Source organism: Pseudomonas sp. RIT-PI-S, from assembly GCF_025642975.1.
Classification (GTDB): Bacteria; Pseudomonadota; Gammaproteobacteria; order Pseudomonadales; family Pseudomonadaceae; genus Aquipseudomonas.
On sequence record NZ_JANZKJ010000013.1, the window covers coordinates 16211 to 39427 of the forward strand.

The window sequence follows — 23217 nt, forward strand, 5'->3', positions numbered from 1 at the left end:
TGATCGCAGCACGAGGGGCATCGGCAAATGAAAAAGTTTTAGGTAATGCTGCTATAGACGCAGCCGGCCGCCGCGACTTCGGGCCGCGCTCAGCCCATGCGGCACCAGGCTGGAACGGGTATGGGCATGACACAGCGCGATCGCCAGGGCGTCCGAGGCGTCGATCTGGGGCTTGCTGGTGAGTTTGAGCAAGTGCATGACCATCAACTGCACTTGCTCTTTGCTGGCGCCACCGGTGCCGGTGATCGCCTGCTTGACCTGGGTGGCGGAGTATTCGGCGATCTCCAGCCCTTCCTCTGCCGCCGCGACGATCGCAGCGCCCCGCGCCTGGCCAAGCTTGAGGGCGGAGTCCGCATTGCGCGCCATGAACACCCGCTCGATGCCCATGGTGATCGGCCCGTGAGCGCAGATCACCTCGCGCACGCTGCGATACACCACCTGCAAGCGCTCGTGAAGTTCACCGCTGCCGGTACGGATGCAACCAGAGGCAACGTATTCGCAGCCCCGACCCAGCCCCCGATCAAGCACCACGCCGTAGCCGGTGATACGCGAGCCGGGGTCGATACCCAGGATGAGGCTCAACCGAGCTGTTCCATGATGTCGTCGGCGATCGCGGCATTGGAGTAGACGTTCTGCACGTCGTCCAGGTCTTCGAGCATGTCGATGAGCTTGAGCACTTTCTCCGCGCCGTCTCGATCCAGCTCCGCCTGAGTACTCGGCGCCATGATGATCTCCGCATCCGCCGCCTTGAAACCCTGGGCTTCCAGAGCAATGCGCACACCATAGAAGCTGGCGAACGAGGTGAACACATCGACCGAGCCATCCTCATGGCTGACCACGTCATCCGCGTCGGCCTCCATCGCAGCTTCCATCAGAGCGTCCTCATCCACGCCCGGAGCGAAGCTGAGCTGGCCCTTGCGCTCGAAGAGGTAAGCCACCGAACCGTCGGTACCCAGGTTGCCGCCGCATTTGCTGAACGCGTGCCGAACAGCCGCAGCGGTGCGGTTGCGGTTGTCGCTCATGGCTTCGACCATGACCGCGACTCCACCCGGGCCATAGCCCTCGTAACTGAGCTCCTCGACGTTCTCGCCTTCGGTCGAGCCAGCGCCACGGGCAATGGCGCGGTCGATGATATCCCGGCTCATGTTGGCGCCGAGTGCCTTGTCCAGCGCCAGACGCAGGCGCGGGTTGGCGTTCGGGTCGCCTCCACCTTGCTTGGCCGCGACCGTCAGTTCACGAATCCACTTGGTGAAGATCTTGCCTCTCTTGGCATCCTGGCGTTCTTTGCGGTGCTTGATATTCGCCCACTTGGAATGACCGGCCATACAGACTCCGAAACATTTACATGACAAACGGCCCCCGCGCGCGAAACGCGGCGGGGGCGCTGGGGTTTTGCCGGGAGCGCTGTCGCGCGCCCGTTTTACTCGGCCTTGGGCTGTTCGCGCAGGCGGATATGCAACTCGCGCAGGGCCTTGGCATCGACTGCCCCAGGTGCCTGGGTCATCACATCGGCGGCGCTCTGGGTTTTCGGGAAGGCAATCACTTCGCGGATCGACTGCGCGCCGGTCATCAGCATCACCAAGCGGTCGAGGCCGAAGGCCAGGCCGCCATGTGGCGGAGCACCGAACTTGAGCGCGTCGAGCAGGAAGCCGAATTTCTCTTCCTGTTCCGCCGCTTCGATACCCAGCAGGCGGAATACGGCCTGTTGCATTTCCTTGCGGTGGATACGGATCGAACCGCCACCCAGCTCGGTGCCGTTGAGCACCATGTCATAGGCCCGCGACAGCGCACCGGCGGGGTTCGCTTCCAGCTCGGCCGGGCTGCACTTCGGCGAAGTGAAGGGGTGGTGCAGTGCGGCGAAGCTGCCCTGGTCGCCCTCTTCGAACATCGGGAAATCGACCACCCACAGCGGTGCCCACTGGGCGGTCAAGAGTTCGAAGTCGTGGCCTAGGCGAATACGCAGCGCGCCCAGGGCTTCGCTGACGATCTTGGCCTTGTCGGCACCGAAGAACACGATGTCGCCGTCCACCGCGCCTACGCGGTCGAGGATGACATTGAGGTTGGCCTCGGGGATATTCTTGACGATCGGCGACTGCAGGCCTTCGACGCCCTTGGCGCGCTCGTTGACCTTGATATAGGCAAGGCCCTTGGCGCCGTAGATGCCGACGAACTTGGTGTAATCGTCGATCTTGCTGCGCGGCATGCTGGCGCCGCCCGGCAGGCGCAACGCGCTGACCCGGCACTTGGGATCATTGGCCGGGCCGCTGAACACCTTGAACTCAACGTCCTTGAGTTGATCGGCAACGTCGACCAGCTCCAGGGGAATGCGCAGGTCCGGTTTGTCCGAACCGAAGCGGCGCATGGCTTCGTCCCAGGTCATGTGAGGGAAGTCGCCGAAGTCGACGTCCAGCACTTCCTTGAACAGCTTGCGGATCATGCCTTCGGTCAGGCCCATGATCTCGCTTTCGTCCAGGAAGCTGGTTTCGATGTCGATCTGGGTGAATTCCGGCTGGCGGTCAGCGCGCAGGTCTTCGTCGCGGAAGCATTTGGCGATCTGGTAGTAGCGGTCGAAGCCGGCCACCATCAACAGTTGCTTGAACAACTGCGGCGACTGCGGCAAGGCGAAGAAGCTGCCGGGGTGGGTACGGCTAGGCACCAGGTAGTCGCGGGCGCCTTCCGGGGTGGCGCGGGTAAGGATCGGCGTCTCGACGTCGAGGAAGCCGTTCTCGTCCAGGTAGCGACGGATGCTGCTGGTGATGCGCGAACGCAGGCGCAGCTTGTCGGCCATCTCCGGGCGACGCAGGTCGATGAAACGATAGCGCAGGCGGGTTTCCTCGCCCACGTCGGAGTATTCGTTCAACGGGAACGGCGGGGTTTCGGCTTCGTTGAGCACTTCGAGCTCATACCCGAGCACTTCGATGGCGCCGGAGGCCATGTTCGGGTTCACCGCGCCAGCGGGGCGCAAACGCACCTTGCCGCTGATGCGCACCACGTATTCGCTGCGCACGCGGTCCGCGGCGGCGAAGGACTCGGCGCGGTCGGGGTCGAACACCACCTGGGCCATGCCTTCGCGATCACGAACGTCGAGGAAGATCACCCCGCCATGGTCGCGACGGCGGTGGACCCAGCCGCAAAGGGTGATTTCCTGGCCGTCCAGGCTCTCGTTCAGTTGGCCGCAATAGTGGCTGCGCATCATGATGGTCGGTTCACTTATAGTCAGTCGTGTTCGGGCGGGCCCGCATCACCGGCAGTGTGCAGTACCCGGCGAAGGGGTTCAACTCAGTCGGCCTTGTCGGCGCCGGCGAGGTTTTTCTTGGCGCCAGTCTTGAAATCGGTTTCGTACCAGCCGGTTCCGCTCAAGCGGAAGCCCGCCCGGGACACGGCCTTGGTCAGCCGCGGGGCCGCGCAGGCGGGGCAATCGGTCAAAGGAGCTTCGCTGAGCTTCTGGATGGCTTCCAGTTGGTGACCACAGCTTTCGCATTGGTAATTGTACAAGGGCATATTACAGGTGCTCGGCTACGAACGTGGCGCGCGGGGCGCTGGTTAACTTAAGCGCGGAATTATATCTGGTTAACCGCGCCCGGCTGCAAGCTCCCCGATATCGCGTTTATCGCGCGGCGCGCTCAGGGTCCAGGCTGCCCTTGGGGCGAGGCCGCTTTATCGAGCACATATGCTACGCAGATGACCCGCACCAGCCCGCTGAAATTCTTCACGCCGCCATGCCGCAGGTGGACTTCCCGGTCCAGGTAAGACAACAGCTGGTTGACTGTGCATTGATTGCGTTCGGCCAGGGCTTCGAGAATATTCCAGTACACCCGCTCCAGGCGCAGGCAGGTGGCAAAACCATTGAGCCGCACGGAGCGGGCCATGGGCCGGGCCAGCGCCATGTCGAAGTTTTTCTGAAACGGGTCGAGCAGGAGTTTGGCAGAGCCACAGCCGCGGCTGAAATGAGAGCAATTCATAAGCATCACAGCACCTTCCTTGGCGTAATCCAAACGCGCGGCAGCGCGCTTCGGAAGCCTATGAAAACGCCGGGAGGTGGCGCGTGGGAGCGACAGTAACGATCCCGAAGGTAGGAAAAGGCGGTGCTATATGCCAGAAAGGCGCCATCCGGCGGCGCCAGCTACCGGACGGCTCCAGATCAGTTTCCTTCGAGCAAGGCGCGAAGCATCCAGGCGGTTTTCTCGTGGGTTTGCATGCGCTGGGTCAGTAGGTCCGCGGTTGGCTCGTCGCTGACTTTATCCAGCAATGGGAACAGGCTGCGCGCGGTACGCACTACTGCTTCCTGGCCATCGACCAGCTGCTTGATCATTTCTTCTGCGGCCGGCACACCCGGCTCTTCCTTGATCGAGGACAAACGCGCGTAGGTCGTGTAAGTGCCCGGGGCCGGGAAGCCCAGCGCGCGGATGCGCTCGGCGATTGAGTCGACCGCCAGCGCCAATTCGTTGTATTGCTCTTCGAACATCAGGTGCAGGGTGCGGAACATCGGGCCGCTGACGTTCCAGTGGAAGTTATGGGTCTTGAGGTACAGCACGTAGGTGTCCGACAGCAGACGCGACAGGCCGTCCACGATCGACTTGCGATCTTCTTCATTGATGCCGATATCAATTGCCATGAGGTTCCCCTTGTTGATTGAAGTATTTCAAAGGTGCGCCGGCTACTGTAGCAAGAGTGCCCGGGCCTCGCAGCCATCCTCAGGTATACGCTGCAGAGCGCCGGGCGTCGCCAAAAGGCCATCAATGCGCCATGTCATGGCGGATGGAATTGAGTCTCTAGGCCTGTTTCCTGTTAAATAGCCGGCGTGCCACCAATGCGTTGCCAACACCCTTCGAGCCGCCGCTTTTTTTCTTGTTCCAGGCGGCGTCACGCAGGGTTGGCTCGCAGGCGCATAGGCCAGTCCCTCCTGCCGTTTTTCGCTTAATACCGCACACGTGCACTGTGAGGGATCAGCGCTTCTTGATCCTCTAGAAAAATGTGAGTCATAAATATGTTGAAAACCGTTCATCTCCTTACAGGCGCGGGCGCAGTACTGCTGGCTGCCCTACCCGGCGTGATGCCGGGTGCCTTGCCTTACCTTTCTCAAACCGATGCTTTTCATCTGGCCTTTATCGGCCTGAGCAACCTGTTGTTCGCGCCCTTGATTCCGCAATGGAAACATAATCCGCGGCAAACCCTGCAGGGCTTTGTCAGCGCTCTGCTGGTACTGGCGGCCGTGCTGCAAGCGCTGGTGCTATATGCTCCCCTACCGCTGGTGGCTGGCGAACCCGCGGTATGGCTGGGCTTGCTGTCGATGCTTGCCGCAGTCGTGTTGCAGTTGGCAGCCAGCCGGCCAAAGAAGTACGTGTCGGCCGCGCCGGTGACATTCACCGGCGGCAACCGCGATACGGGTACCGTGAAGTGGTTCAATACATCCAAGGGCTTCGGCTTCATTTCCCGGGATTCGGGCGACGATATCTTCGTCCACTTCCGGGCCATCCGCGGTGAAGGTCACCGCGTATTGGTCGAAGGCCAGCGCGTGGAGTTTTCGGTGATGAACCGCGACAAAGGCCTGCAGGCCGAAGATGTAGTGGCGGCCGCCCCGGGCCGCTGAGCACTGCTCTCAGTAATGCGGGGGCGGCGGCTCGTCGCCCGCCTCCCCGTATTGCCCCGCCAGCTCCCGATAGCGCTCCGTCAGCTGAGCCAGCTGCAACCCTAACCGCTCCAACTGACGTTGCTGATCTATCAGCACTTCGTTCAACGCCTGGATGGTGTCGTCCTGGAATGCCAGACGGGTTTCCAGTTCTGTAACACGATTCTCGACGCTCATCCCGCCTGCACCCATGTGAAGTCGCTGCCCAGCAGGGCCTTGAGTTGATCCTTCAGCGCCTCGAGCCGAGCTGGCTCATACGTCGTGCCGGGCACCCTGCCCCATACGGGCGCGGGCCAGGCAGCATCCGCGCAGTAGCGGGCGATCACATGCACATGCAGTTGGGCGACGACGTTGCCCAAGGCCGCTACGTTCATTTTGTCTGCCCCAAGCGCATGCTTGAGGCCCTCCGCCAGGCGCCCGGTTTCCACGGCCAGCTGGGCCTGGTCAGCCTCGCTCAGCTCAAAGACTTCGGTAATGCCGGGCCGGCGCGGCACCAGGATCAGCCATGGATAGTTGGCGTCCCGGCTGAGCAGCAGCCGGCAAAGGGGAAAGTCCCCCAGCACCCAGGTATCGGCTTGCAAGCGGGGGTCGAGTTCGAACAAAGGCTGGCCTCCTATGGATAGTGCCTTGATGGCAATGCCCAAGCATACCGCTTGAGCCTATAAATGTCGGCGGCTGGCCCGCCCCGGCTTGGTTCGGCGCCGCGCGACGACGCACCAAAACGAAGCGGCCGCGATGTACGTTGCTATGATTAAACCGCGACGCCATCCAATGGGGCGCCAACCTTTATCGCAAATCCTTAGGTAGAGGAGCAGCACGCTTGCCAAGCGGCAACTTTGCGCTAGCCTCTCCAAGCGCCAGTGCTACTTTTCGCACCATAAATGCACATGCCGGCTTTTAAAGGTGCGCTATAACCCTTCGCCATCAAAGGGTAACGTGATTAAGGTAACACTTTGGTTAGGAGCGGCGGAGCACCATCTTAAAGCGCAGGGCCTGTCAACCACATGCACCCGAGGGCTGGACCCAGTGATTTCGGGGCTTTTCGCTGCTTTGAGCAGAAAAGTGAAAATTTTGTGAGCTGGCGAGGTAAGTTTGCACACTTGTTGCAATATGCTTCGCCAAGACGCTCACCTCCCGGACCGTGAACCGGTTAGGCGAGCGAACACGACATGCAGGAGGTTAAAAGCGACACGCCAGCCGGCATTTCTCGAAGAACCCGAGCAGCCGTATCGCAGGACAACGTGGGCGTGATGTAGGTTACGCCTCACTAAAAAGAAAGAGCCGACCTGAATAAAAACCAAGCGGCCGGCAGTACTCTTCCTAAAACCAAAGGAGCAAGTCACGATGAAAGTGATGAAGTGGAGCGCAATCGCACTGGCAGTAACCGCGGCGGCGACCTCGCAACTGGCAATGGCTGAAGCCTTCGTCAGCGACCAGGCCGAAGCCAAAGGCTTTGTTGAAGACAGCACACTGAACCTGCTGCTTCGCAACTACTACTTCAACCGTGACAACAAGAACGGTGGTCACGACCAGCGTGACTGGACCCAAGGCATCCACGGTGTGTTCAGCTCCGGCTTCACCACCGGCACCGTCGGTGTGGGCGTTGATGCGTTTGCCTACGGCGGTCTACGCCTGTGGGGCCTAGATAAATACTCTGGCTCAACCAACCTGACCGTGGACTCCGACGGTGACAACCATAGTAACTATGGGAAGGTCGGCGCCGCTGCTAAGTTCCGTATCTCCAAGACCATGCTGAAAATTGGCGACCAACAGCCAAGCACCAGCCCTGTCTTCGCAGTAGGTGGTAGCCGCCTGGTTCCGCAAACCGCCAGCGGTATCACCTTGATGAGCAGCGAGGTGACGGGCCTGGACCTCGAGGCCGGGCATTTCTACTCAGGCACCAGCCAGAACGACACCAGCCATGATGGTGAGCTGTGGGCCAACTACGCAGGCGTCTCCGCCAAGAGCGCCGACTACTTGGGTGGCCGCTACGCATTCAACGACCAACTAAGCGTTGGCGTATATGGCTCCAAGCTTGAAGATATCTGGAACCAATACTACGGCAACGTGAACTATGTTCTGCCGCTGGCTGGCGACCAATCGTTGACCTTCGACGTCAACTACTACCGCACCACCGATGAAGGCAGCTCTAAAGCTGGTGAAATTGACAACAACACTTACTCGTTGTCGGCGGCTTACGCCTTCCTGCCAGGCCAGACACTGACCCTGTCCTTCCAGAAGGTTAACGGCGACACCCCGTTCGACTATATCGGTGTGGGTGACAACAACCGCGGTGGCGACTCGATCTTCCTGGCTAACTCCATTCAGTACTCGGACTTCAACGCCCCTGGCGAGAAATCCTGGAAGCTGCAATACAACCTGGACCTGGCCTCCTACGGCGTTCCTGGTCTGAGCTTCATGGCCCGCTACGCGTACGGCTATGACATCGACGGTTCGGGGGCAGACCTGTCCGGCGCCTATGTCACCCATGACGAAAATGGTGTTGTCAACGGCACCCTTTATGGCAGCGATGGCGACCACCACGAAACCAACCTGGAAGCCAAGTATGTGGTTCAAACTGGCCCAGCCAAGGACCTGTCCTTCCGCATCCGCCAAGCCTGGCATACTGGCAACGCCGACCAAGCAGACGGCGACGTAAAAGAGTTCCGCCTGATCGTCGACTACCCGATCTCGATCCTGTAATCGACCCAGCGGTACGCTTTGCCTGAAAAGCCCGGCCCCCGCGCCGGGCTTTTCATTGGCGGCGCTTGCTCCGTACAATGCCCAGCTTCAATACGAATTCAGCAACCGACACGGCCTACCATGCGCACCAGTCAATTCCTGCTCGCCACACTGAAAGAAACCCCGTCCGACGCGGTGGTCATCAGCCATCAGCTGATGCTGCGCGCGGGCATGATTCGCAAGCTCGCCTCCGGCCTGTACACCTGGCTGCCGATGGGCCTGCGGGTGATGCGCAAGGTCGAGGCTATCGTGCGCGAAGAGATGAACGCCGCGGGCGCCCTGGAAGTGCTGATGCCAGGCATCCAACCCGCCGAGCTATGGCAGGAGTCTGGCCGCTGGGAACAATACGGCCCCGAGTTGCTGCGCCTCAAAGACCGTCATGACCGCGAGTTCTGTGCCGGCCCTACCCATGAGGAGGTCATCACCGACATCGCCCGCAACGAGCTCAACAGCTATAAACAGTTGCCGATCAATCTGTATCAAATCCAAACCAAATTCCGCGATGAAATCCGCCCCCGCTTCGGCCTGATGCGTGGCCGCGAATTCATCATGAAGGACGCTTACTCCTTCCATGCCGATCAGGCATCGCTGCAGCAAACCTACGACCGTATGCATCAGGCGTACTGCAACATTTTCACCCGCCTGGGGCTCAACTTCCGCCCGGTCGAAGCCGACAACGGCTCCATCGGCGGCGCCGGCTCGCATGAATTCCATGTGCTGGCGTCCTCGGGCGAAGACGACATCGTGTTCAGCAACGGCTCGGACTACGCAGCCAACATCGAAAAGGCCGAAGCACTGCCTCGGGAAGCCGAGCGTGCCGCGGCCAGCGAGGAACTGCGCCTGGTCGACACCCCCAACACCAAAACGATCGCAGCGCTGGTCGAAGGTTTCGCCCTGCCTATCGAACGCACTGTGAAGACCCTGGTCGTTCACGCCGCCGAAGCGGGCAAGCTGGTGGCACTGGTCATACGCGGCGACCATGAGCTCAACGAAATCAAGGCCGGCAACCACCCTCTGGTCGCCAGCCCACTGGTAATGGCCGGCGAAGCCGAACTGCGCGACGCGATCGGCGCGGGCGCCGGCTCTCTGGGCCCACTGAACATGCCGCTGCCCTGCATCATCGACCGCTCGGTTGCCATGATGAGTGACTTCGCCGTGGGCGCGAACATCGACGACAAGCACTACTTTGGCGTGAACTGGGAGCGCGACCTGCCGCTGCCGGAAGTCGCGGACCTGCGCAACGTGGTCGAAGGCGACCCAAGCCCGGACGGTAAAGGCACCCTGGAAATCAAGCGTGGCATCGAAGTGGGGCATATCTTCCAGCTCGGCACCAAATACAGTGATGCGATGAAAGCCCAGGTGCTGGGTGAAAACGGCAAGCCGGTCACCATGACCATGGGCTGCTACGGCATCGGCGTGTCCCGTGTGGTAGCCGCCGCCATCGAGCAGAACCACGACGCCAACGGCATCATCTGGAGCGACACCCTGGCGCCGTTCCAGGTAGCCCTGGTGCCCCTGCGCTACGAGACGGAGCAGGTTCGCGAAGCCACGGACGCGCTCTACCGCGAGCTGACGGCCGCGGGCTTCGAGGTGCTGCTCGACGATCGCGACAAGAAAACCAGCCCTGGCATCAAGTTCGCCGACATGGAGCTGATCGGCGTACCGCATCGAATCGTCATCAGCGATCGTTCCCTCGCAGAGGGCAAGCTTGAGTACAAGCAGCGTACTGAAAGCGAAGTGCAAAGCCTGGATATCGCCGAGGTGCTGCCCTTCCTGCGGGCACGCCTGGGCCGTTGATCATCGAGTAAGCGTTCATGTCTACACGAAGTCTTTTGCTGCTCGGGGGCGCCGCGATATGCGGCGCCTGCCTTCTCACGGGCTGCGCCAACCAAATGTCGCAACGCAGCGAACACGAGGAGCGCACCGAGCGCAAACCGGTCGACCATCAACTGCTGATAGACGCCGGAGAACCGCTGCTGGACCAGCCCCAGCGGCGTGTGCGGGTGAGTGAGCAAGCCACTTTCGAGGTCACTGATTTCGAGGTAACCCGCCGCTACGACCGCTATACGCCGTATCAGCCCTGGCGGGAGCTTTATGAAGTACCGCTGGGCGCGGTTGCGATCGTGGCCGGCATAGCAGCCAATGCCGTTAACGTGGTGGCGCTCGGGCGCCTTCCGGAAAACGTCACCTACGGGTGGATCAATTACGGTTTCGCCGGGATCAACCCGTTCATGAACGCGCAGTCCAACGGCCGCGCAGAACAAAATCTGGCTGGTATCGACGAAATACAGAAGGATAAACGGCAGGAAGTCGTTACCGAGCCTTGGGTCGAAAAGCCGGTGGAGGTCACTGCCGGCACGCAGGTGTACGCACTCAACACCGACCGCAAGGGCTACCTGCGGCTGAACCTGCTGGATGCACCCTTCGCCGACCAGGACATGCAGCGGGTAAACCGGCTGGTGCTGGCAGTGAAGGACGATGATGGCACTTCCCGGGCCGACGCGACCCTGCAACTGGCGCCCGCCTTGCGTGCCAAGGTCGCCGAAGCACATGGCTTGATCTATGACGACCTCGAAGATGATGAAGTGAGCCAGTGGGTTTACCGGGTCAAGCGGCTGGCACAGCTGGGGCTGGAGGACGAAGCCAACGAGCTGCAGCAAAGCCTGGTAGAACTCACCCGCAACGACCCCGAGTTGCAGCACGACTTTATCAAGGCCCTGGCCAAGGGCCCCGGTGCTCGCACGGTGGATCAAGGGTTGTAGAAGCGGGCGATGCCTGCGCGCCATTCCTACCAATAGGGCGAGGTGCGTTGGCAATCTGATTCGCCGCGGCCCCGCCTACAGGTCCCCAAAAAGCTCCAGCTGAGTCAGGGCACCGCGTAAGTCATGCAGGCGCACCCCAATCCCTAGCAGCCGCACCGGCCTGTTGCCACGGGCATAGGCTTGGCTGAGCAAGCTGCGGTAGCTGTGCAGATCCCTGGCGGCATTGGCCTGCTCCAAGGTGGTCTGGGTGAAATCGTGAAACTTGACCTTCACGAAGGGCTTGCCCAGCCGGTAGCTGTCGTCCAGCCGTTGCAGCCGCCCGGCCAGGGTTTCCATCAGTTCGGGCAGCTTGTCCAGGCACGCTTCCAGGCTGGGCAAGTCCTGATCGTAGGTGTTCTCCACACTCACGGATTGGCGCCGGCTGTCCACATGCACCGGCCGATCGTCAATGCCCCGAGCCAGTTGATACAGGCGCTCGCCAAAGCCGCCAAATTCGCGAATCAGGTTCAACCGAGACCATTCGAGCAGGTCTGCGCAGCGCTCTACTCCCGAGCGCACCAGTTTGTCTGCGGTTACCTTGCCCACGCCGTGCAGCTTGGCCACCGGCAGCTGCGCCACGAATGCTTCCACGTCGCCAGGCGTAATTACAAAAAGCCCATTGGGCTTGCGCCAGTCGCTGGCGATCTTGGCAAGGAACTTGTTTGGCGCAACGCCTGCGGATACGGTGATGTGCAGCCGCCGGGCTACGTCATGGCGGATGGCCTGGGCAATACGCGTGGCACTGCCATGGAAGTGCGGTGAATCGGTGACGTCCAGATAAGCTTCGTCCAGCGAAAGTGGCTCGATCAGCTCGGTGTATTGTTGGAAGATCGCGTGAATTTCCCGTGACGCTTCCTTATACGCCTCAAAGCGTGGGCGCACGATGGTCAGGTCAGGGCACAGTTTAAGCGCGTGGCGCGAAGACATGGCCGAGCGAACGCCATAGGCCCGCGCCTCGTAATTGCAGGTAGCGATGACCCCACGCCGGTCGGCAGACCCCCCAACCGCAAGAGGCTTGCCTGCCAGGCGCGGATCGTCACGCATCTCGATGGCTGCATAAAAGCAGTCACAGTCGATATGAAGGATTTTCCGCTGCGCCATTACTGACCGAAACTTATGGATACAGGTGAATGAATATACAGTCTTTTACCAAGCGTTGCCTTCGATCAGCGGGGTATACACCCAGCGCGGGTGGTAAATGTTTGAACGACAAGCATATTTTTCCAAATAACGATTGACAGGCGCAGCGGTGCGCGTAGAATCCACCCCACTGACGCGGGATGGAGCAGCCTGGTAGCTCGTCGGGCTCATAACCCGAAGGTCGTCGGTTCAAATCCGGCTCCCGCAACCAGATCCAAAAGGCCACTTTTCGAAGTGGCCTTTTTTATTGCCTGCAAAACACTTCGCCCTTTTCTCAACTCTTTTGCATGCCATTCATATACGTACCGCATAAGTTGAATCACATTCAGGTTGACAGGCAGCCAAACCTCTCTATAATGCGCAACCACAGACGCGGGATGGAGCAGTCTGGTAGCTCGTCGGGCTCATAACCCGAAGGTCGTCGGTTCAAATCCGGCTCCCGCAACCAAACAGAGAAAGGCCACTTGAAAAAGTGGCCTTTTTTTTGGTCTCGAGCCGGCTCACGCGCCCCTCCCCTCCAGTGTCGCAGCGAACCCCCTTCATGAAACTTCCACCCGGACCAAGGGGTCTGGTCGAAGAGTGGGCAGGAACCTGAAGTTTTCGCAAAAATTTCATTTAGTAGGGATTGGTTAGTTGGCCAGATACCTCCATCCTGTCGCGCTCAATAGGCGAGGTCATTGATGCGCCCTGAAATGCCTGAAGTAAACGACTCCGTAACACCTTCTGAACCTCTTCCCGCCGGGCGCTTGCGCTGGCTGGAAACACTGAGCAGGTATCGCCAGCCGCTTGGCATTGGCCTGACCCTGGTGATGTTCGCGGTTGCATTGATCGCCTGCCGGCGGATGCTCCGCGACCTGGATATCTATGCATTGCACGATTCCGTGGCGGCCACGCCTGCCTCCGCGCTATTGGCCGCCCTGGGTTTTACCGCGGTAGGTTTCGTGGTGCTGCTTGGCTACGAGTGGTCGGCTGCGCGCTACGCCGGCGCTAACCTCAAGCCTCCATCGCTGCTGTTGGGCGGCTTCACCGCCTTCGCAATCGGCAATGCGGTGGGGCTGTCGCTGCTGTCGGGCGGCTCGGTACGCTACCGCTTGTACTCCCGTGAAGGCGTGGGCCCCGCGGAAGTAGCGCGGATGACCTTGTTCGCAAGCCTGTCCCTCGGGTGTGCCCTACCGCCGCTGGCGGCCTTGGCCTGCCTGAGCGACCTCTCGGCCGCCTCGACGGCGCTGGGCGTACATCCGGCCATTCTGGGCGTGGTTGCCGTAGCGATCCTGCTGTTGGCCATAGGCCTGGCGGTCGGCGTGTACCGCAGGCGTACTCCGGTGCAACCCTTCACCCACAATCTGATCGTTCGTGCCGGGCGCGGCAGCTTGCGCCTGCCTTCGCTGCGGTTGTGCCTGCTGCAACTGGCAATCACTGCCCTCGACGTGGCGGTGGCCGCCGCCGTGCTCTATAGCCTGCTCCCAGAGGCGCCACCTTTTGGCGCTTTCTTGCTGGTGTACCTGCTGGCCCTGGCTGCGGGCGTACTCAGTCATGTGCCAGGCGGTGTTGGCGTGTTCGAGGCCATCTTGCTGGCGGCGTTCGCCAACCAGCTGGGCGCCGCGCCGCTGGCGGCCGCGCTGCTGCTGTATCGGCTGATCTACGTGATGCTGCCGTTCCTGCTCGCCTGCCTGTTGTTGCTGGCGACTGAAGCGCGGCGGCTGTTGTTCGCACGCCAGGCTATCCGGGTGGCCTCCGGGCTGGCCGCGCCTATTCTTGCGGTATTGGTGTTCCTGTCTGGCATGGTGCTGCTGTTCTCTGGCGCCACGCCGGAGATCGACACACGCCTTAAGCACATGGGCTTTTTGATCCCGCACCGCTTGATCGACGCCTCGCACTTCGCCGCCAGCCTGATCGGTGTGCTCTGCCTGCTGCTCGCTCAGGGCTTGCGTCGGCGCCTGTCGGCTGCCTGGATGCTCACCATGATCCTGCTGCTGACCGGTGCCCTGCTGTCGCTGCTCAAAGGCTTCGATTGGGAAGAGGCCAGCATCCTTGTGCTGACGGCCAGCCTGCTGGCACTGTTCCGGCGCTCGTTCTATCGCCCCAGCCGGCTGATGGAACTGCCCTTCTCACCCTTTTACTTGATGGCGGCGGCCTGTGTGGTCGGGGCGTCGATCTGGCTGCTGTTCTTCGCCTACCAAGATGTGCCCTACAGCACTCAGTTGTGGTGGCAGTTCACCCTGAATGCTGACGCTCCGCGTGGCCTGCGCTCGGCGCTAGGCAGTGCCGTGCTGCTGGTGATCGTGGCGTTGACCTGGCTGTTGCGTACGGCTCGGCCGGTGATTCATCTGCCGACCCGCGAGGAACTGGAGCGCGCCAAGCGCATTCTGATGGCCTCGCACCAGCCCGACGGCGGCCTCGCCCTGACCGGCGACAAAGCGCTGCTCTTCCATCCCGATGACAAGGCGTTTTTGATGTATGCCCGGCGCGGGCGCAGCCTAGTCGCGCTCTATGATCCGATCGGCCCGACCCAGCCGCGGGCCGAGATGATCTGGCAGTTCCGCGACCTGTGCGATTTCCACCACGCCCGCCCGGTGTTCTACCAAGTGCGCGCGGAGAACCTCCCCTTCTACATGGATATCGGCCTGACCGCGATCAAGCTGGGGGAGGAGGCTCGGGTAGACCTGCGCCGCTTCGATCTGGAAGCCAAGGGCAAGGAAATGAAAGACCTGCGCTACACCTGGAACCGCGGCACGCGCGACGGGCTGAGCATGGAGATCTATGAGCCAGGCACCGCCCCGCTGGATGAACTCAAAGTCATCTCCGACGCTTGGTTATCAGGTAAGAATGTGCGGGAAAAAGGCTTCTCCCTCGGCCGCTTCAGCCCTGAGTACCTCAAGCACTTCCGGATTGTGATCATTCATTTCCAAGGGCGCCCCGTGGCGTTCGCCAACCTGCTTGAGACCAACGGTCATGAGCTGGCCAGCCTGGACCTGATGAGATCGCACCCGGAGGCGCCGAAACTGACCATGGAATTCATGATGGTAGGGCTGATCCAGCACTACAAAACCCTTGGCTATGGCCGCTTCAGCCTGGGCATGGTGCCGCTTTCCGGGCTGCAGCCACGGCGAGGCGCGCCCCTCACCCAGCGTTTGGGCTCAATGGTGTTCCGCCGCGGCGAGCAGCTTTACAACTTCCAGGGGCTTCGCCGGTTCAAGGACAAGTTCCAGCCTGACTGGGAGCCTCGCTACATGGCCGTGCCGGCGGGCCTCGATCCGCTCGTGGCGCTGGCTGACACCGCCGCCCTGATCGCGGGCGGCTTGACTGGATTGGTGAAACGCTGATGATTCGACGTTACTGGCGCCTGGCGCTGATTGTGTTGTTGATCGTGATCGCATTGGCCGCTGCAGGCTTCTGGTGGGCCACCCGGCCTGTTCCGCCAGCCACCGCAGAAGCGGTGAAGCTCGGTGATGGCAGCGATGCCACGCTGGTAACGCCGGGGCAACGGGCGCGGATAGTGATGGCCGTGGCCGTGCCAGCGGACCAAGCGATGAGCGAGCGGCAGTTGACCGATCTTAGCCGCACGGGCGCAGCGCGCATTCTTCAGGTGGTGCTTCCCAAGCAGGATTGCGTGGCGCAGCAGCAGGCATTCGACGCCGGCCTCAAGCAATTGGGGAGCGCCCCGGATGTGGTCGGTGGGATCGGCCCGGGCGCTTCGCTGGCCTGGCAATGGCTCGCTGGCCAGAACAACGACAAGGCCCGGGCGGTGTCGGTGGATTTCACCCTCGAGCAGCCTGATTGCAAGGTGGATGTGCCGAAAAAGGCCGAGCACGGTACGTGGTCGGTCGCCTGGAATGACTGGCCCGACGACGTCAGCGCGACGTTCGTCCGGGGCCAGAACAACGCCCAGAACAGCATCAGCGACTACGACGTCAAGCTTCCCCAGTTGCTCAAGACCCAGCTGACGCAGGCGGTGAAGGGCGAAAACGACAAGGGCCTGAAAATGCCGGTGGTCGAGGTGCCTTCCACGCAACCTAACGACACCGTCACGCTGTTCCTCTCCGGTGACGGCGGCTGGCGCGACCTGGACAAGGACGTGGCCGAAGACATGGCCAAGACCGGCTACCCGGTGGTGGGGATCGATACCCTGCGGTACTACTGGCAGCATAAATCCCCAGAGGAAAGCGCTGAGGACCTGGTAGAACTGATGCAGTACTACCGGCAGAAATGGGGCGCCAAGCGCTTCGTGCTCGCCGGCTATTCCTTCGGCGCGGACGTGCTGCCCGCTATCTACAACCGCTTGCCCGCCGAAGACCAAGGCCGGGTCGACAGCATGATCCTGCTGGCTTTCGCCCGCAGCGGCAGCTTCGAAATCCAGGTAGAAGGCTGGCTAGGCCAGGAAGGCAAGGAAGCCCCCACCGGCGTGGAGCTGGCGAAGGTGCCTGGGGCAAAAGTGCTGTGTGTATACGGCGCTGAAGAGGCCGACGAAAGCGGCTGCACCGAAGCCACCGACACCGGGGAAAAGCTACAACTGCCCGGTGGGCACCACTTCGACGAGAACTACCCTGCCCTGGCGCAACGGCTGATCGAAGCGATCAACAAGCGCAAGGCCAACTAAACCGTTGGCCTGGGTTCGCAGGCTTCCACGACGCTTGCGAACCTGGGACGCTACTTGCCCGGTGTAGCGCGAACGCCAGCTCGCGAACACGGCCTATCAGGCCACGAGGCGGGGCCGGCGAGCCCGGATTCGCGGGCTTCGCACAGTCCCCTACAAAGCGCAGGCATCACATCTCTACCTGGGTCCCCAATTCGATCACCCGGTTCAACGGCAGCCTGAAGAAGCGCAGGTTGCCATTGGCGTTCTTCAGCATGAACGCGAACAACCCCTCTCGCCAGCGGGCCATGCCCGGCAGCCTCGACGGGATGATGGTTTCCCGGCTCAGGAAGAAAGTGGTGCGCATGGGGCTGAAGTCCAGATCTTCCAGCTGGCACAGCGCCAAGGCTCCTGGCACATCGGGTTCGTCCATGAAGCCGTAGTGCAAAATCACCCGGTAGAAGCCCTCGCCATAAGCTTCGACCTCTACCCGGTCTTGCGCCGGCACCCGCGGGCGGTCTTCACTGAGAACGGTCAATAACACGATCTGTTCGTGAAGCACCTGGTTGTGCAACATGTTATGCAGCAGTGCGTGGGGCACCGCATCCTGGCGCGCGGTGAGGAATACCGCCGTACCCTGCGCCCGGAAAGGCGGCTGCACGCGAATGCTGCCAATGAAGATCGGCAGCGGCAGGCTGCCTTCATCGAGCCGTTCCACCAGCAACTGCTTGCCGCGCTTCCAGGTGGTCATGAGGATAAACAAGGCACTACCAGCCAGTACCGGGAAGGCGCCGCCCTGGACGATCTTCGGTACGTTGGCGGCAAAGAACAGCATGTCCACCATCAGGAAGCTACACAGCAAGGGCACCGCCAGCACCGGTGGCCACTTCCACAGCCGCAGGATGACCGCCGACAGCAGCACCGTGGTACAGAGCATGGTGCCGGTCACTGCCACGCCATAGGCCGAGGCCAGCGCGCTCGAGGATTCGAAGCCCAGCACCAGCAGGATCACCCCGACCATCAGCATCCAGTTCACCGCACTGATGTAAATCTGGCCCTGCTCACTGCTGGACGTATGCTGGATGTGCATGCGCGGGATGTAGCCGAGCTGGATCGCCTGATGGGTCAGCGAGAAGGCTCCGGAGATCACCGCCTGGGACGCGATCACGGTAGCCATGGTCGATAAGCCCACTAGGGGAATCAGCGCCCAGCCTGGCGCCAACAGGAAGAACGGGTTGCGCGCGGCTTCAGGATTGTCCAGCAGCAGCCCGCCCTGGCCGAAGTAGTTGAGCACCAGCGCCGGCAGGATCAACGCGAACCAGGCACGAGCGATCGGCTTGCGGCCGAAGTGCCCCATGTCCGCATAGAGCGCCTCGGCGCCGGTCAGCGCCAGGACCACAGCGCCGAGCACGGCGACGCTAATGCCCGGGTGGCTGGCGAAAAAGCGCAGCATCCATACCGGATTGATCGCATGCAGCACTTCAGGGTGCGCGGAGATGCCCAGTACGCCCAAGGCAGCGAGCACGAGGAACCAACACACCATGATCGGCCCGAAGAGCTTGCCGATGCTGGCGGTGCCGTGCTTTTGCAGCACGAACAAGCCGATCAGGATGATCAAGGCGATGGGGATGACCCAGCGTTCCACCCCGTCGAACGCAAGCTCCAGCCCTTCCACCGCGGACAGTACCGATACCGCCGGGGTGATCATGCTGTCGCCATAGAACAACGCCGCGCCCACCAGCCCGAAGGCGGTCAGTACAGACGTGAGCCGTGGAAATCCAGCTACCGCCCTGCGCGCCAGCGAGAGCAGTGCCATGGTTCCGCCTTCGCCCTGGTTGTCCGCCCGAAGCACGAACAACACGTACTTGATCGAGACCACCCAGATGAGCGCCCAGAAAATCAGGGATAACACGCCCAGCACGCCCTCGTGGGTGACAGTGACGCCGTAACCTCCGGTGAACACTTCCTTAAGGGTATATAAAGGGCTGGTACCGATGTCGCCGTACACCACGCCGACTGCCGCCACCACCATGCTCAGTGGCTTCGCGACGGCATGGCCGCTCTCTGCCTCACTGCTTGCCTGAACCATTAACCTCTCCTGCTACCCTTTATCCCGGCCGCGATTACCGAGCGGTGTTTTTTCTTTCAAGCTTTTACAAACCCGCGAGGGGGCGAAGCATAGCGCAGCGCTGGTCGTATTTCCCCCGTTTAACGCTGGCATTGCGGCGCCTGCATCGCTAGAATTGCGCACTTTTTGATCAGACGCGCCCAGCGCGCAACCGGGCGAACCTTCGGCTTCGCCCCATACCGAGGTTAGCCATGTCTACTGTCACCGCGCCCGCCGCCCCGAAGGTCGGCTTCGTTTCCCTGGGCTGCCCCAAGGCTCTGGTGGATTCGGAGCGGATCCTGACCCAGTTGCGTATGGAGGGCTATGAGGTCGTCCCCACCTATCAGGATGCCGACGTGGTGGTGGTCAACACCTGTGGCTTTATTGACAGTGCCAAGGCCGAATCGCTCGAAGTGATTGGCGAGGCCATCGCCGAAAACGGCCGCGTGATCGTCACCGGGTGCATGGGCGTGGAAGAAAGCGCCATCCGCGACGTGCATCCAAGCGTGCTTGCCGTCACCGGCCCGCAGCAGTACGAACAGGTCGTGACGGCGGTCCATGAAGTGGTGCCCCCGCGCCAGGACCATAACCCGCTGATCGACCTGGTGCCGCCGCAAGGGATCAAGCTCACCCCGCGCCACTACGCGTACTTGAAGATTTCCGAAGGCTGCAACCACAGCTGCAGCTTCTGCATCATCCCGTCCATGCGCGGCAAGCTGGTCAGCCGCCCGGTAGGAGACGTGCTGGATGAAGCGCAGCGCCTGGTGAAGGCAGGGGTCAAGGAACTGTTGGTGATCTCGCAGGACACCAGCGCCTACGGGGTCGATGTGAAGTACCGTACCGGCTTCTGGAACGGCCAGCCGGTAAAGACCCGCATGACCGAACTGTGCGAGGCGCTGAGCACCCTTGGCGTATGGGTCCGCCTGCACTACGTGTATCCGTACCCGCACGTGGACGAGCTGATCCCGTTGATGGCGGCCGGGAAGATCCTCCCGTACCTGGACATCCCCTTCCAGCATGCGAGCCCAAAAGTGCTCAAGCTGATGAAGCGCCCAGCGTTTGAAGACAAGACCCTGGCACGCATCAAGAAGTGGCGCGAGCTGTGCCCCGAGCTGGTGATCCGTTCCACCTTCATCGTCGGCTTCCCCGGCGAAACCGAGGAAGACTTCCAGTACCTGCTGGACTGGCTCAGCGAGGCGCAACTCGACCGCGTGGGCTGCTTCCAGTATTCGCCGGTGGACGGCGCGCCGGCCAACGAACTGGCCGACCCGGTGCCCGATGAAGTCAAGCAGGACCGCTGGGATCGCTTCATGGCGCACCAACAGGCGATCAGCGCCGCGCGCCTGCAAACCCGCGTAGGCCGCGAAATCGAAGTACTGATCGACGAAGTGGACGAGCAAGGCGCTATCGGCCGCTGCTTCTACGATGCCCCGGAGATCGACGGTAACGTGTATGTGGAAGCCGACCGACCGCTGCGGCCGGGCGACAAGGTCCTGTGCCGAGTAACCGAGGCCGACGAGTACGACCTCTGGGCAACGGCGCTCTGACTACAAGGCGTCTATAGTGTGCTGGCAGGTGTCAAGGAGACCAGAGCCATGCCAGCGCCCTTTTCGATCGGTACGCCAAGCGTTCGAGACTACCCGGAGCTTCTTAGGGTTTGGGAAGCATCGGTGCGTGCGACCCACGCCTTCCTGCCTACTGAATACATCGACGAACTCCGGGTTCTGATGCAGGAACGCTACCTGGACGTTGTGATGCTCATCTGCGTGCGCGATCAGCACAAGCGGATCGTCGGCTTTGCGGGGGTTGCAGCGGGCCGGGTGGAGATGCTGTTCATCGACCCGCTGTTCCTCGGCCAGGGGCTGGGCAAGCGCTTGCTCTGGTACGCCGTAGAACATCTGAACGCCGAGGCGCTGGACGTCAACGAACAAAATGCCCAGGCAATCGGCTTCTATTTCAGCCAAGGCTTCGAGGTTGTCGGGCGCAGCGCGTTCGATGGCATGGGCCAGCCATTCCCTCTCCTGCACCTGCGCCTGACGGCCCGGCCCGCGCGCTCGGCCTGAGCGCGCCCCGGCGGCGACGGGTACACTATGCGTTTTTTCGCCCAAGGGCTTGTGACCACTCATGATTCACAACGATGTACTGCGCAGCCTGCGCTATCTGCTCAATATCAGCGACGGCAAACTCGTCGACATCATCAAGCTCGGCGGCCTGGACGTCCCTATCGAAGCGCTGCGTACCTACCTTAAAAAAGAAGAAGAAGCTGGTTTCGCCCGCTGCCCGGACGCGGTCATGGGCCATTTTCTCGACGGGCTGGTGATCCATCGCCGCGGCAAGGATGAAAGCCGCCCACCGCAGCCGGTGCAGTTGCCGGTAAGCAATAACGATATCTTGAAGAAACTGCGGGTGGCGTTCGAACTGCGTGAGGACGATATTCGGCAGATCCTCGCCAGCGTCGACTTTCCAGTGTCCAAGCCCGAGCTCAGTGCCTTGTTCCGTAAGGCTGGGCATGACAACTACCGCTCATGCGGCGACCAGCTGTTGCGCAACTTCCTCAAGGGCCTGACGACCCGGCTGCGCCCCTGACATGACCTACAGCGTGATGCCGATCGGCCATGTGCGCTCCTGCTTCAAGGAGAAGTTCGCCATACCCCGCCAGCCTGCCCTGGCCAGCGCAGCCCGGGGTTGCCTGGAGCTGCTGGCGCCTTATGACCGGGCCGAGGCGATCGAAGGGCTGGAAGGCGTCAGTCACGTTTGGCTGTTGTTCATGTTCCATCAGGCACTCGAATCCCAACCCCGGCTGAAAGTCCGTCCGCCCCGCCTGGGTGGCAATCGCAGCATCGGCGTCTTCGCCACCCGCGCCACCCATCGCCCCAATGGCATTGGCCAGTCCGTGGTACGCCTGGAGCGGGCCGAGCCTGGCAAGCTCTGGCTGTCGGGAATCGACCTGCTCGATGGCACCCCCGTGATCGACATCAAGCCGTATGTGCCTTATGCGGACCACGTCCCGGGCGCGATAAACCGCTTGGCCGACGCCCCGCCGGCGCTGGTTGCCGTGGGCTGGAGCGAGCCAGCCTTGCAACAGGCCCACCAGCATGCCCACCGCCTGGGCGAACCGCTGGTGGAACTGATCGAGCAATGTCTGGCACAGGATCCGCGGCCGGCCTATCAAGTTCCGCCGCCCGAGCGCCACTATGGGGTCCGGCTGTGGGACGTGGAGGTGCGCTGGCACTATCCAACCGTCGATACCATCAGGGTGTTGGAGGTCGTGGCGCAGGCATGAAAAAGCCGCCCGGCCTTACGGCGGGGCGGCTCTTCGTAGCGCAACGGGGGCTATTTCTCGACGAAGGCACGCTCGATCAGATAGTCGCCCGGTTCACCCATGCGCGCGGAGATCTTCAGGCCGAAGCTATCCAGCACTTCGCTGGTTTCGTCCAACATGCTGGGGCTACCGCAGATCATGGCCCGGTCATCTTGCGGGTTGATTGGCGGCAGGCCGATATCCGCGAATAGCTTGCCGCTGCGCATCAGGTCGGTGAGCCGGCCTTTGTTGCGGAAGTCTTCACGGGTAACCGTGGGGTAGTAGATCAGCTTGTCACGCAGAGACTCACCGAAGTATTCGTTCTGCGGCAGGTGTTCGGTGATGAACTCGTGATAGGCCACTTCGTTGGCGTAGCGCACGCCATGCACCAGGATGACCTTTTCGAAGCGCTCGTAGGTTTCTGGGTCCTGGATGACGCTCATGAAAGGTGCAAGGCCAGTGCCGGTGCTCAACAGGTACAGGTGCTTTCCGGGCAGCAAATCATCGAGCACCAAGGTGCCGGTAGGCTTCTTGCTGATCAGGATCTCGTCGCCTTCCTTCAAGTGCTGCAACTGCGAGGTCAGCGGGCCGTCCTGGACCTTGATGCTGAAAAACTCCAGATGCTCTTCATAATTGGGGCTGGCGATCGAGTAAGCGCGCATCAGCGGCCGGCCGGTGGCCTGTTGCAAGCCGATCATCACGAATTGCCCATTCTCGAAGCGCAGCCCTGGATCGCGGGTGCACTTGAAGCTGAACAGGGTATCGTTCCAGTGATGAACACTGAGCACGCGCTCGTGGTTGAAGTTGCTCATTGAAGAAAGACTCCTGAAAACTCGGTACCCTGCCTGGCAGGTGCCGGCACTGCGGCATGGTTGCGCGGTATTCTAGTGGCAGCGACAATATCTGTTAAATGAATTATCAAGA

21 protein-coding genes, 2 tRNA genes and 1 pseudogene are annotated in these 23217 nt (G+C 61.5%); 13 read left to right on the top strand and 11 right to left on the bottom strand.

Annotated features, from left to right (window positions below):
* Positions 1 to 51: 51 nt before the first annotated feature.
* From ruvC to OGL93_RS17115, 6 genes are all read right to left on the bottom strand, one after another.
* Complete coding sequence (ruvC, locus tag OGL93_RS17090; protein ID WP_263263999.1) at positions 52 to 582, bottom strand: crossover junction endodeoxyribonuclease RuvC; 531 nt, start codon at positions 580 to 582, stop codon at positions 52 to 54.
* The gene (locus OGL93_RS17095) at positions 579 to 1325 is read right to left on the bottom strand and encodes a YebC/PmpR family DNA-binding transcriptional regulator (RefSeq protein WP_263264000.1); all 747 of its coding nucleotides are present in this window, start codon (positions 1323 to 1325) and stop codon (positions 579 to 581) included. The genes ruvC and OGL93_RS17095 overlap by 4 nt, the downstream gene beginning before the upstream one ends.
* A gap of 95 nt (positions 1326 to 1420) precedes the next feature.
* On the bottom strand, positions 1421 to 3196 hold the full coding sequence (gene aspS / locus OGL93_RS17100) for an aspartate--tRNA ligase (protein ID WP_263264001.1): 1776 nt from the start codon (positions 3194 to 3196) through the stop codon (positions 1421 to 1423).
* Between the two features lie 83 nt (positions 3197 to 3279).
* A complete protein-coding gene (locus tag OGL93_RS17105; RefSeq protein ID WP_263264002.1) occupies positions 3280 to 3501 on the bottom strand; it encodes a zinc ribbon domain-containing protein in 222 nt (73 codons plus the stop codon).
* Positions 3502 to 3623: 122 nt separating this feature from the next.
* Positions 3624 to 3962 carry a ribbon-helix-helix domain-containing protein gene (locus tag OGL93_RS17110; RefSeq protein WP_263264003.1) on the bottom strand — a complete coding sequence of 113 codons (339 nt, stop codon included), beginning with the start codon at positions 3960 to 3962 and terminating at the stop codon, positions 3624 to 3626.
* A gap of 179 nt (positions 3963 to 4141) precedes the next feature.
* Entirely contained in the window at positions 4142 to 4615 is a 474-nt protein-coding gene (locus OGL93_RS17115) for a Dps family protein (protein WP_263264004.1), read from the bottom strand.
* A gap of 372 nt (positions 4616 to 4987) precedes the next feature.
* On the opposite strand from OGL93_RS17115, the pseudogene OGL93_RS22250 reads away from it, so the two are divergent.
* Together OGL93_RS22250 and OGL93_RS17120 are read left to right on the top strand one after the other, a co-directional pair.
* Positions 4988 to 5308, top strand: a pseudogene (locus OGL93_RS22250) (cold shock domain-containing protein membrane protein); the annotation flags it as partial.
* Between the two features lie 48 nt (positions 5309 to 5356).
* Positions 5357 to 5590, top strand: a complete 234-nt coding sequence (locus tag OGL93_RS17120) for a cold-shock protein (protein ID WP_263264123.1) — start codon at positions 5357 to 5359, stop codon at positions 5588 to 5590.
* 9 nt (positions 5591 to 5599) lie between these two features.
* Here OGL93_RS17120 and OGL93_RS17125 read toward each other — a convergent pair whose 3' ends face one another.
* Together OGL93_RS17125 and OGL93_RS17130 are read right to left on the bottom strand one after the other, a co-directional pair.
* Positions 5600 to 5806, bottom strand: a complete 207-nt coding sequence (locus tag OGL93_RS17125) for a SlyX family protein (protein WP_263264005.1) — start codon at positions 5804 to 5806, stop codon at positions 5600 to 5602.
* Positions 5803 to 6231 carry an HIT domain-containing protein gene (locus OGL93_RS17130; RefSeq protein WP_263264006.1) on the bottom strand — a complete coding sequence of 143 codons (429 nt, stop codon included), beginning with the start codon at positions 6229 to 6231 and terminating at the stop codon, positions 5803 to 5805. Before OGL93_RS17130 ends, OGL93_RS17125 begins: the two co-directional genes overlap by 4 nt.
* Positions 6232 to 6973: 742 nt before the next feature.
* Here OGL93_RS17130 and OGL93_RS17135 point away from each other — a divergent pair.
* The 3 genes from OGL93_RS17135 (at position 6974) to OGL93_RS17145 (ending at position 11133) form a co-directional block, all read left to right on the top strand.
* Positions 6974 to 8332, top strand: a complete 1359-nt coding sequence (locus tag OGL93_RS17135; RefSeq protein WP_263264007.1) for an OprD family porin — start codon at positions 6974 to 6976, stop codon at positions 8330 to 8332.
* Between the two features lie 120 nt (positions 8333 to 8452).
* Positions 8453 to 10168, top strand: a complete 1716-nt coding sequence (locus OGL93_RS17140; RefSeq protein WP_263264008.1) for a proline--tRNA ligase — start codon at positions 8453 to 8455, stop codon at positions 10166 to 10168.
* A gap of 17 nt (positions 10169 to 10185) precedes the next feature.
* Positions 10186 to 11133 (top strand): hypothetical protein, encoded by a 948-nt coding sequence (locus OGL93_RS17145; RefSeq protein WP_263264009.1) that lies wholly within the window; start codon positions 10186 to 10188, stop codon positions 11131 to 11133.
* Positions 11134 to 11208: 75 nt separating this feature from the next.
* On the opposite strand, the gene dinB is transcribed toward OGL93_RS17145, so the two are convergent.
* Entirely contained in the window at positions 11209 to 12273 is a 1065-nt protein-coding gene (gene dinB, locus OGL93_RS17150; RefSeq protein WP_263264010.1) for a DNA polymerase IV, read from the bottom strand.
* A gap of 173 nt (positions 12274 to 12446) precedes the next feature.
* On the opposite strand from dinB, the gene OGL93_RS17155 reads away from it, so the two are divergent.
* The 4 genes from OGL93_RS17155 (at position 12447) to OGL93_RS17170 (ending at position 16909) form a co-directional block, all read left to right on the top strand.
* Positions 12447 to 12523, top strand: a tRNA-Met gene (locus OGL93_RS17155).
* A gap of 160 nt (positions 12524 to 12683) precedes the next feature.
* Positions 12684 to 12760, top strand: a tRNA-Met gene (locus tag OGL93_RS17160).
* A gap of 244 nt (positions 12761 to 13004) precedes the next feature.
* Positions 13005 to 15635 (top strand): bifunctional lysylphosphatidylglycerol flippase/synthetase MprF, encoded by a 2631-nt coding sequence (mprF, locus tag OGL93_RS17165; protein WP_263264011.1) that lies wholly within the window; start codon positions 13005 to 13007, stop codon positions 15633 to 15635.
* A complete protein-coding gene (locus tag OGL93_RS17170) occupies positions 15635 to 16909 on the top strand; it encodes an AcvB/VirJ family lysyl-phosphatidylglycerol hydrolase (RefSeq protein WP_263264012.1) in 1275 nt (424 codons plus the stop codon). The genes mprF and OGL93_RS17170 overlap by 1 nt, the downstream gene beginning before the upstream one ends.
* A gap of 166 nt (positions 16910 to 17075) precedes the next feature.
* On the opposite strand, the gene OGL93_RS17175 is transcribed toward OGL93_RS17170, so the two are convergent.
* Positions 17076 to 18974, bottom strand: coding sequence for a potassium transporter Kup (locus OGL93_RS17175; RefSeq protein WP_263264013.1), 1899 nt, complete (start codon positions 18972 to 18974; stop codon positions 17076 to 17078).
* A 230-nt stretch (positions 18975 to 19204) separates the two neighbouring features.
* On the opposite strand from OGL93_RS17175, the gene rimO reads away from it, so the two are divergent.
* The 4 genes from rimO to tsaA all read left to right on the top strand — a co-directional run bounded on the left by rimO (position 19205) and on the right by tsaA (position 22275).
* Positions 19205 to 20539, top strand: a complete 1335-nt coding sequence (gene rimO, locus OGL93_RS17180) for a 30S ribosomal protein S12 methylthiotransferase RimO (protein ID WP_263264014.1) — start codon at positions 19205 to 19207, stop codon at positions 20537 to 20539.
* Positions 20540 to 20587: 48 nt separating this feature from the next.
* A complete protein-coding gene (locus tag OGL93_RS17185; RefSeq protein WP_263264015.1) occupies positions 20588 to 21055 on the top strand; it encodes a GNAT family N-acetyltransferase in 468 nt (155 codons plus the stop codon).
* A 61-nt stretch (positions 21056 to 21116) separates the two neighbouring features.
* Complete coding sequence (locus OGL93_RS17190; RefSeq protein ID WP_263264016.1) at positions 21117 to 21578, top strand: DUF1456 family protein; 462 nt, start codon at positions 21117 to 21119, stop codon at positions 21576 to 21578.
* A 1-nt stretch (position 21579) separates the two neighbouring features.
* Positions 21580 to 22275 (top strand): tRNA (N6-threonylcarbamoyladenosine(37)-N6)-methyltransferase TrmO, encoded by a 696-nt coding sequence (tsaA, locus tag OGL93_RS17195; protein ID WP_263264017.1) that lies wholly within the window; start codon positions 21580 to 21582, stop codon positions 22273 to 22275.
* 50 nt (positions 22276 to 22325) lie between these two features.
* Here the strand turns inward: tsaA and fpr are convergent, their stop codons facing one another.
* Positions 22326 to 23105 carry a ferredoxin-NADP reductase gene (gene fpr, locus OGL93_RS17200; RefSeq protein ID WP_263264018.1) on the bottom strand — a complete coding sequence of 260 codons (780 nt, stop codon included), beginning with the start codon at positions 23103 to 23105 and terminating at the stop codon, positions 22326 to 22328.
* Between the last annotated feature and the right edge of the window lie 112 nt (positions 23106 to 23217).

Coding starts and splice junctions, on each gene's coding strand:
- rimO (WP_263264014.1), top strand. CDS start 19,205: ATGTCTACTGTCACCGCGCCCGCCGCCCCGAAGGTCGGCTTCGTTTCC.
- dinB (WP_263264010.1), bottom strand. CDS start 12,273: ATGGCGCAGCGGAAAATCCTTCATATCGACTGTGACTGCTTTTATGCA.
- OGL93_RS17175 (WP_263264013.1), bottom strand. CDS start 18,974: ATGGTTCAGGCAAGCAGTGAGGCAGAGAGCGGCCATGCCGTCGCGAAG.
- OGL93_RS17140 (WP_263264008.1), top strand. CDS start 8,453: ATGCGCACCAGTCAATTCCTGCTCGCCACACTGAAAGAAACCCCGTCC.
- OGL93_RS17125 (WP_263264005.1), bottom strand. CDS start 5,806: ATGAGCGTCGAGAATCGTGTTACAGAACTGGAAACCCGTCTGGCATTC.
- OGL93_RS17105 (WP_263264002.1), bottom strand. CDS start 3,501: ATGCCCTTGTACAATTACCAATGCGAAAGCTGTGGTCACCAACTGGAA.
- OGL93_RS17135 (WP_263264007.1), top strand. CDS start 6,974: ATGAAAGTGATGAAGTGGAGCGCAATCGCACTGGCAGTAACCGCGGCG.
- aspS (WP_263264001.1), bottom strand. CDS start 3,196: ATGATGCGCAGCCACTATTGCGGCCAACTGAACGAGAGCCTGGACGGC.
- OGL93_RS17115 (WP_263264004.1), bottom strand. CDS start 4,615: ATGGCAATTGATATCGGCATCAATGAAGAAGATCGCAAGTCGATCGTG.
- fpr (WP_263264018.1), bottom strand. CDS start 23,105: ATGAGCAACTTCAACCACGAGCGCGTGCTCAGTGTTCATCACTGGAAC.
- OGL93_RS17190 (WP_263264016.1), top strand. CDS start 21,117: ATGATTCACAACGATGTACTGCGCAGCCTGCGCTATCTGCTCAATATC.
- OGL93_RS17095 (WP_263264000.1), bottom strand. CDS start 1,325: ATGGCCGGTCATTCCAAGTGGGCGAATATCAAGCACCGCAAAGAACGC.
- OGL93_RS17185 (WP_263264015.1), top strand. CDS start 20,588: ATGCCAGCGCCCTTTTCGATCGGTACGCCAAGCGTTCGAGACTACCCG.
- mprF (WP_263264011.1), top strand. CDS start 13,005: ATGCCTGAAGTAAACGACTCCGTAACACCTTCTGAACCTCTTCCCGCC.
- OGL93_RS17110 (WP_263264003.1), bottom strand. CDS start 3,962: ATGAATTGCTCTCATTTCAGCCGCGGCTGTGGCTCTGCCAAACTCCTG.
- tsaA (WP_263264017.1), top strand. CDS start 21,580: ATGACCTACAGCGTGATGCCGATCGGCCATGTGCGCTCCTGCTTCAAG.
- OGL93_RS17170 (WP_263264012.1), top strand. CDS start 15,635: ATGATTCGACGTTACTGGCGCCTGGCGCTGATTGTGTTGTTGATCGTG.
- OGL93_RS17145 (WP_263264009.1), top strand. CDS start 10,186: ATGTCTACACGAAGTCTTTTGCTGCTCGGGGGCGCCGCGATATGCGGC.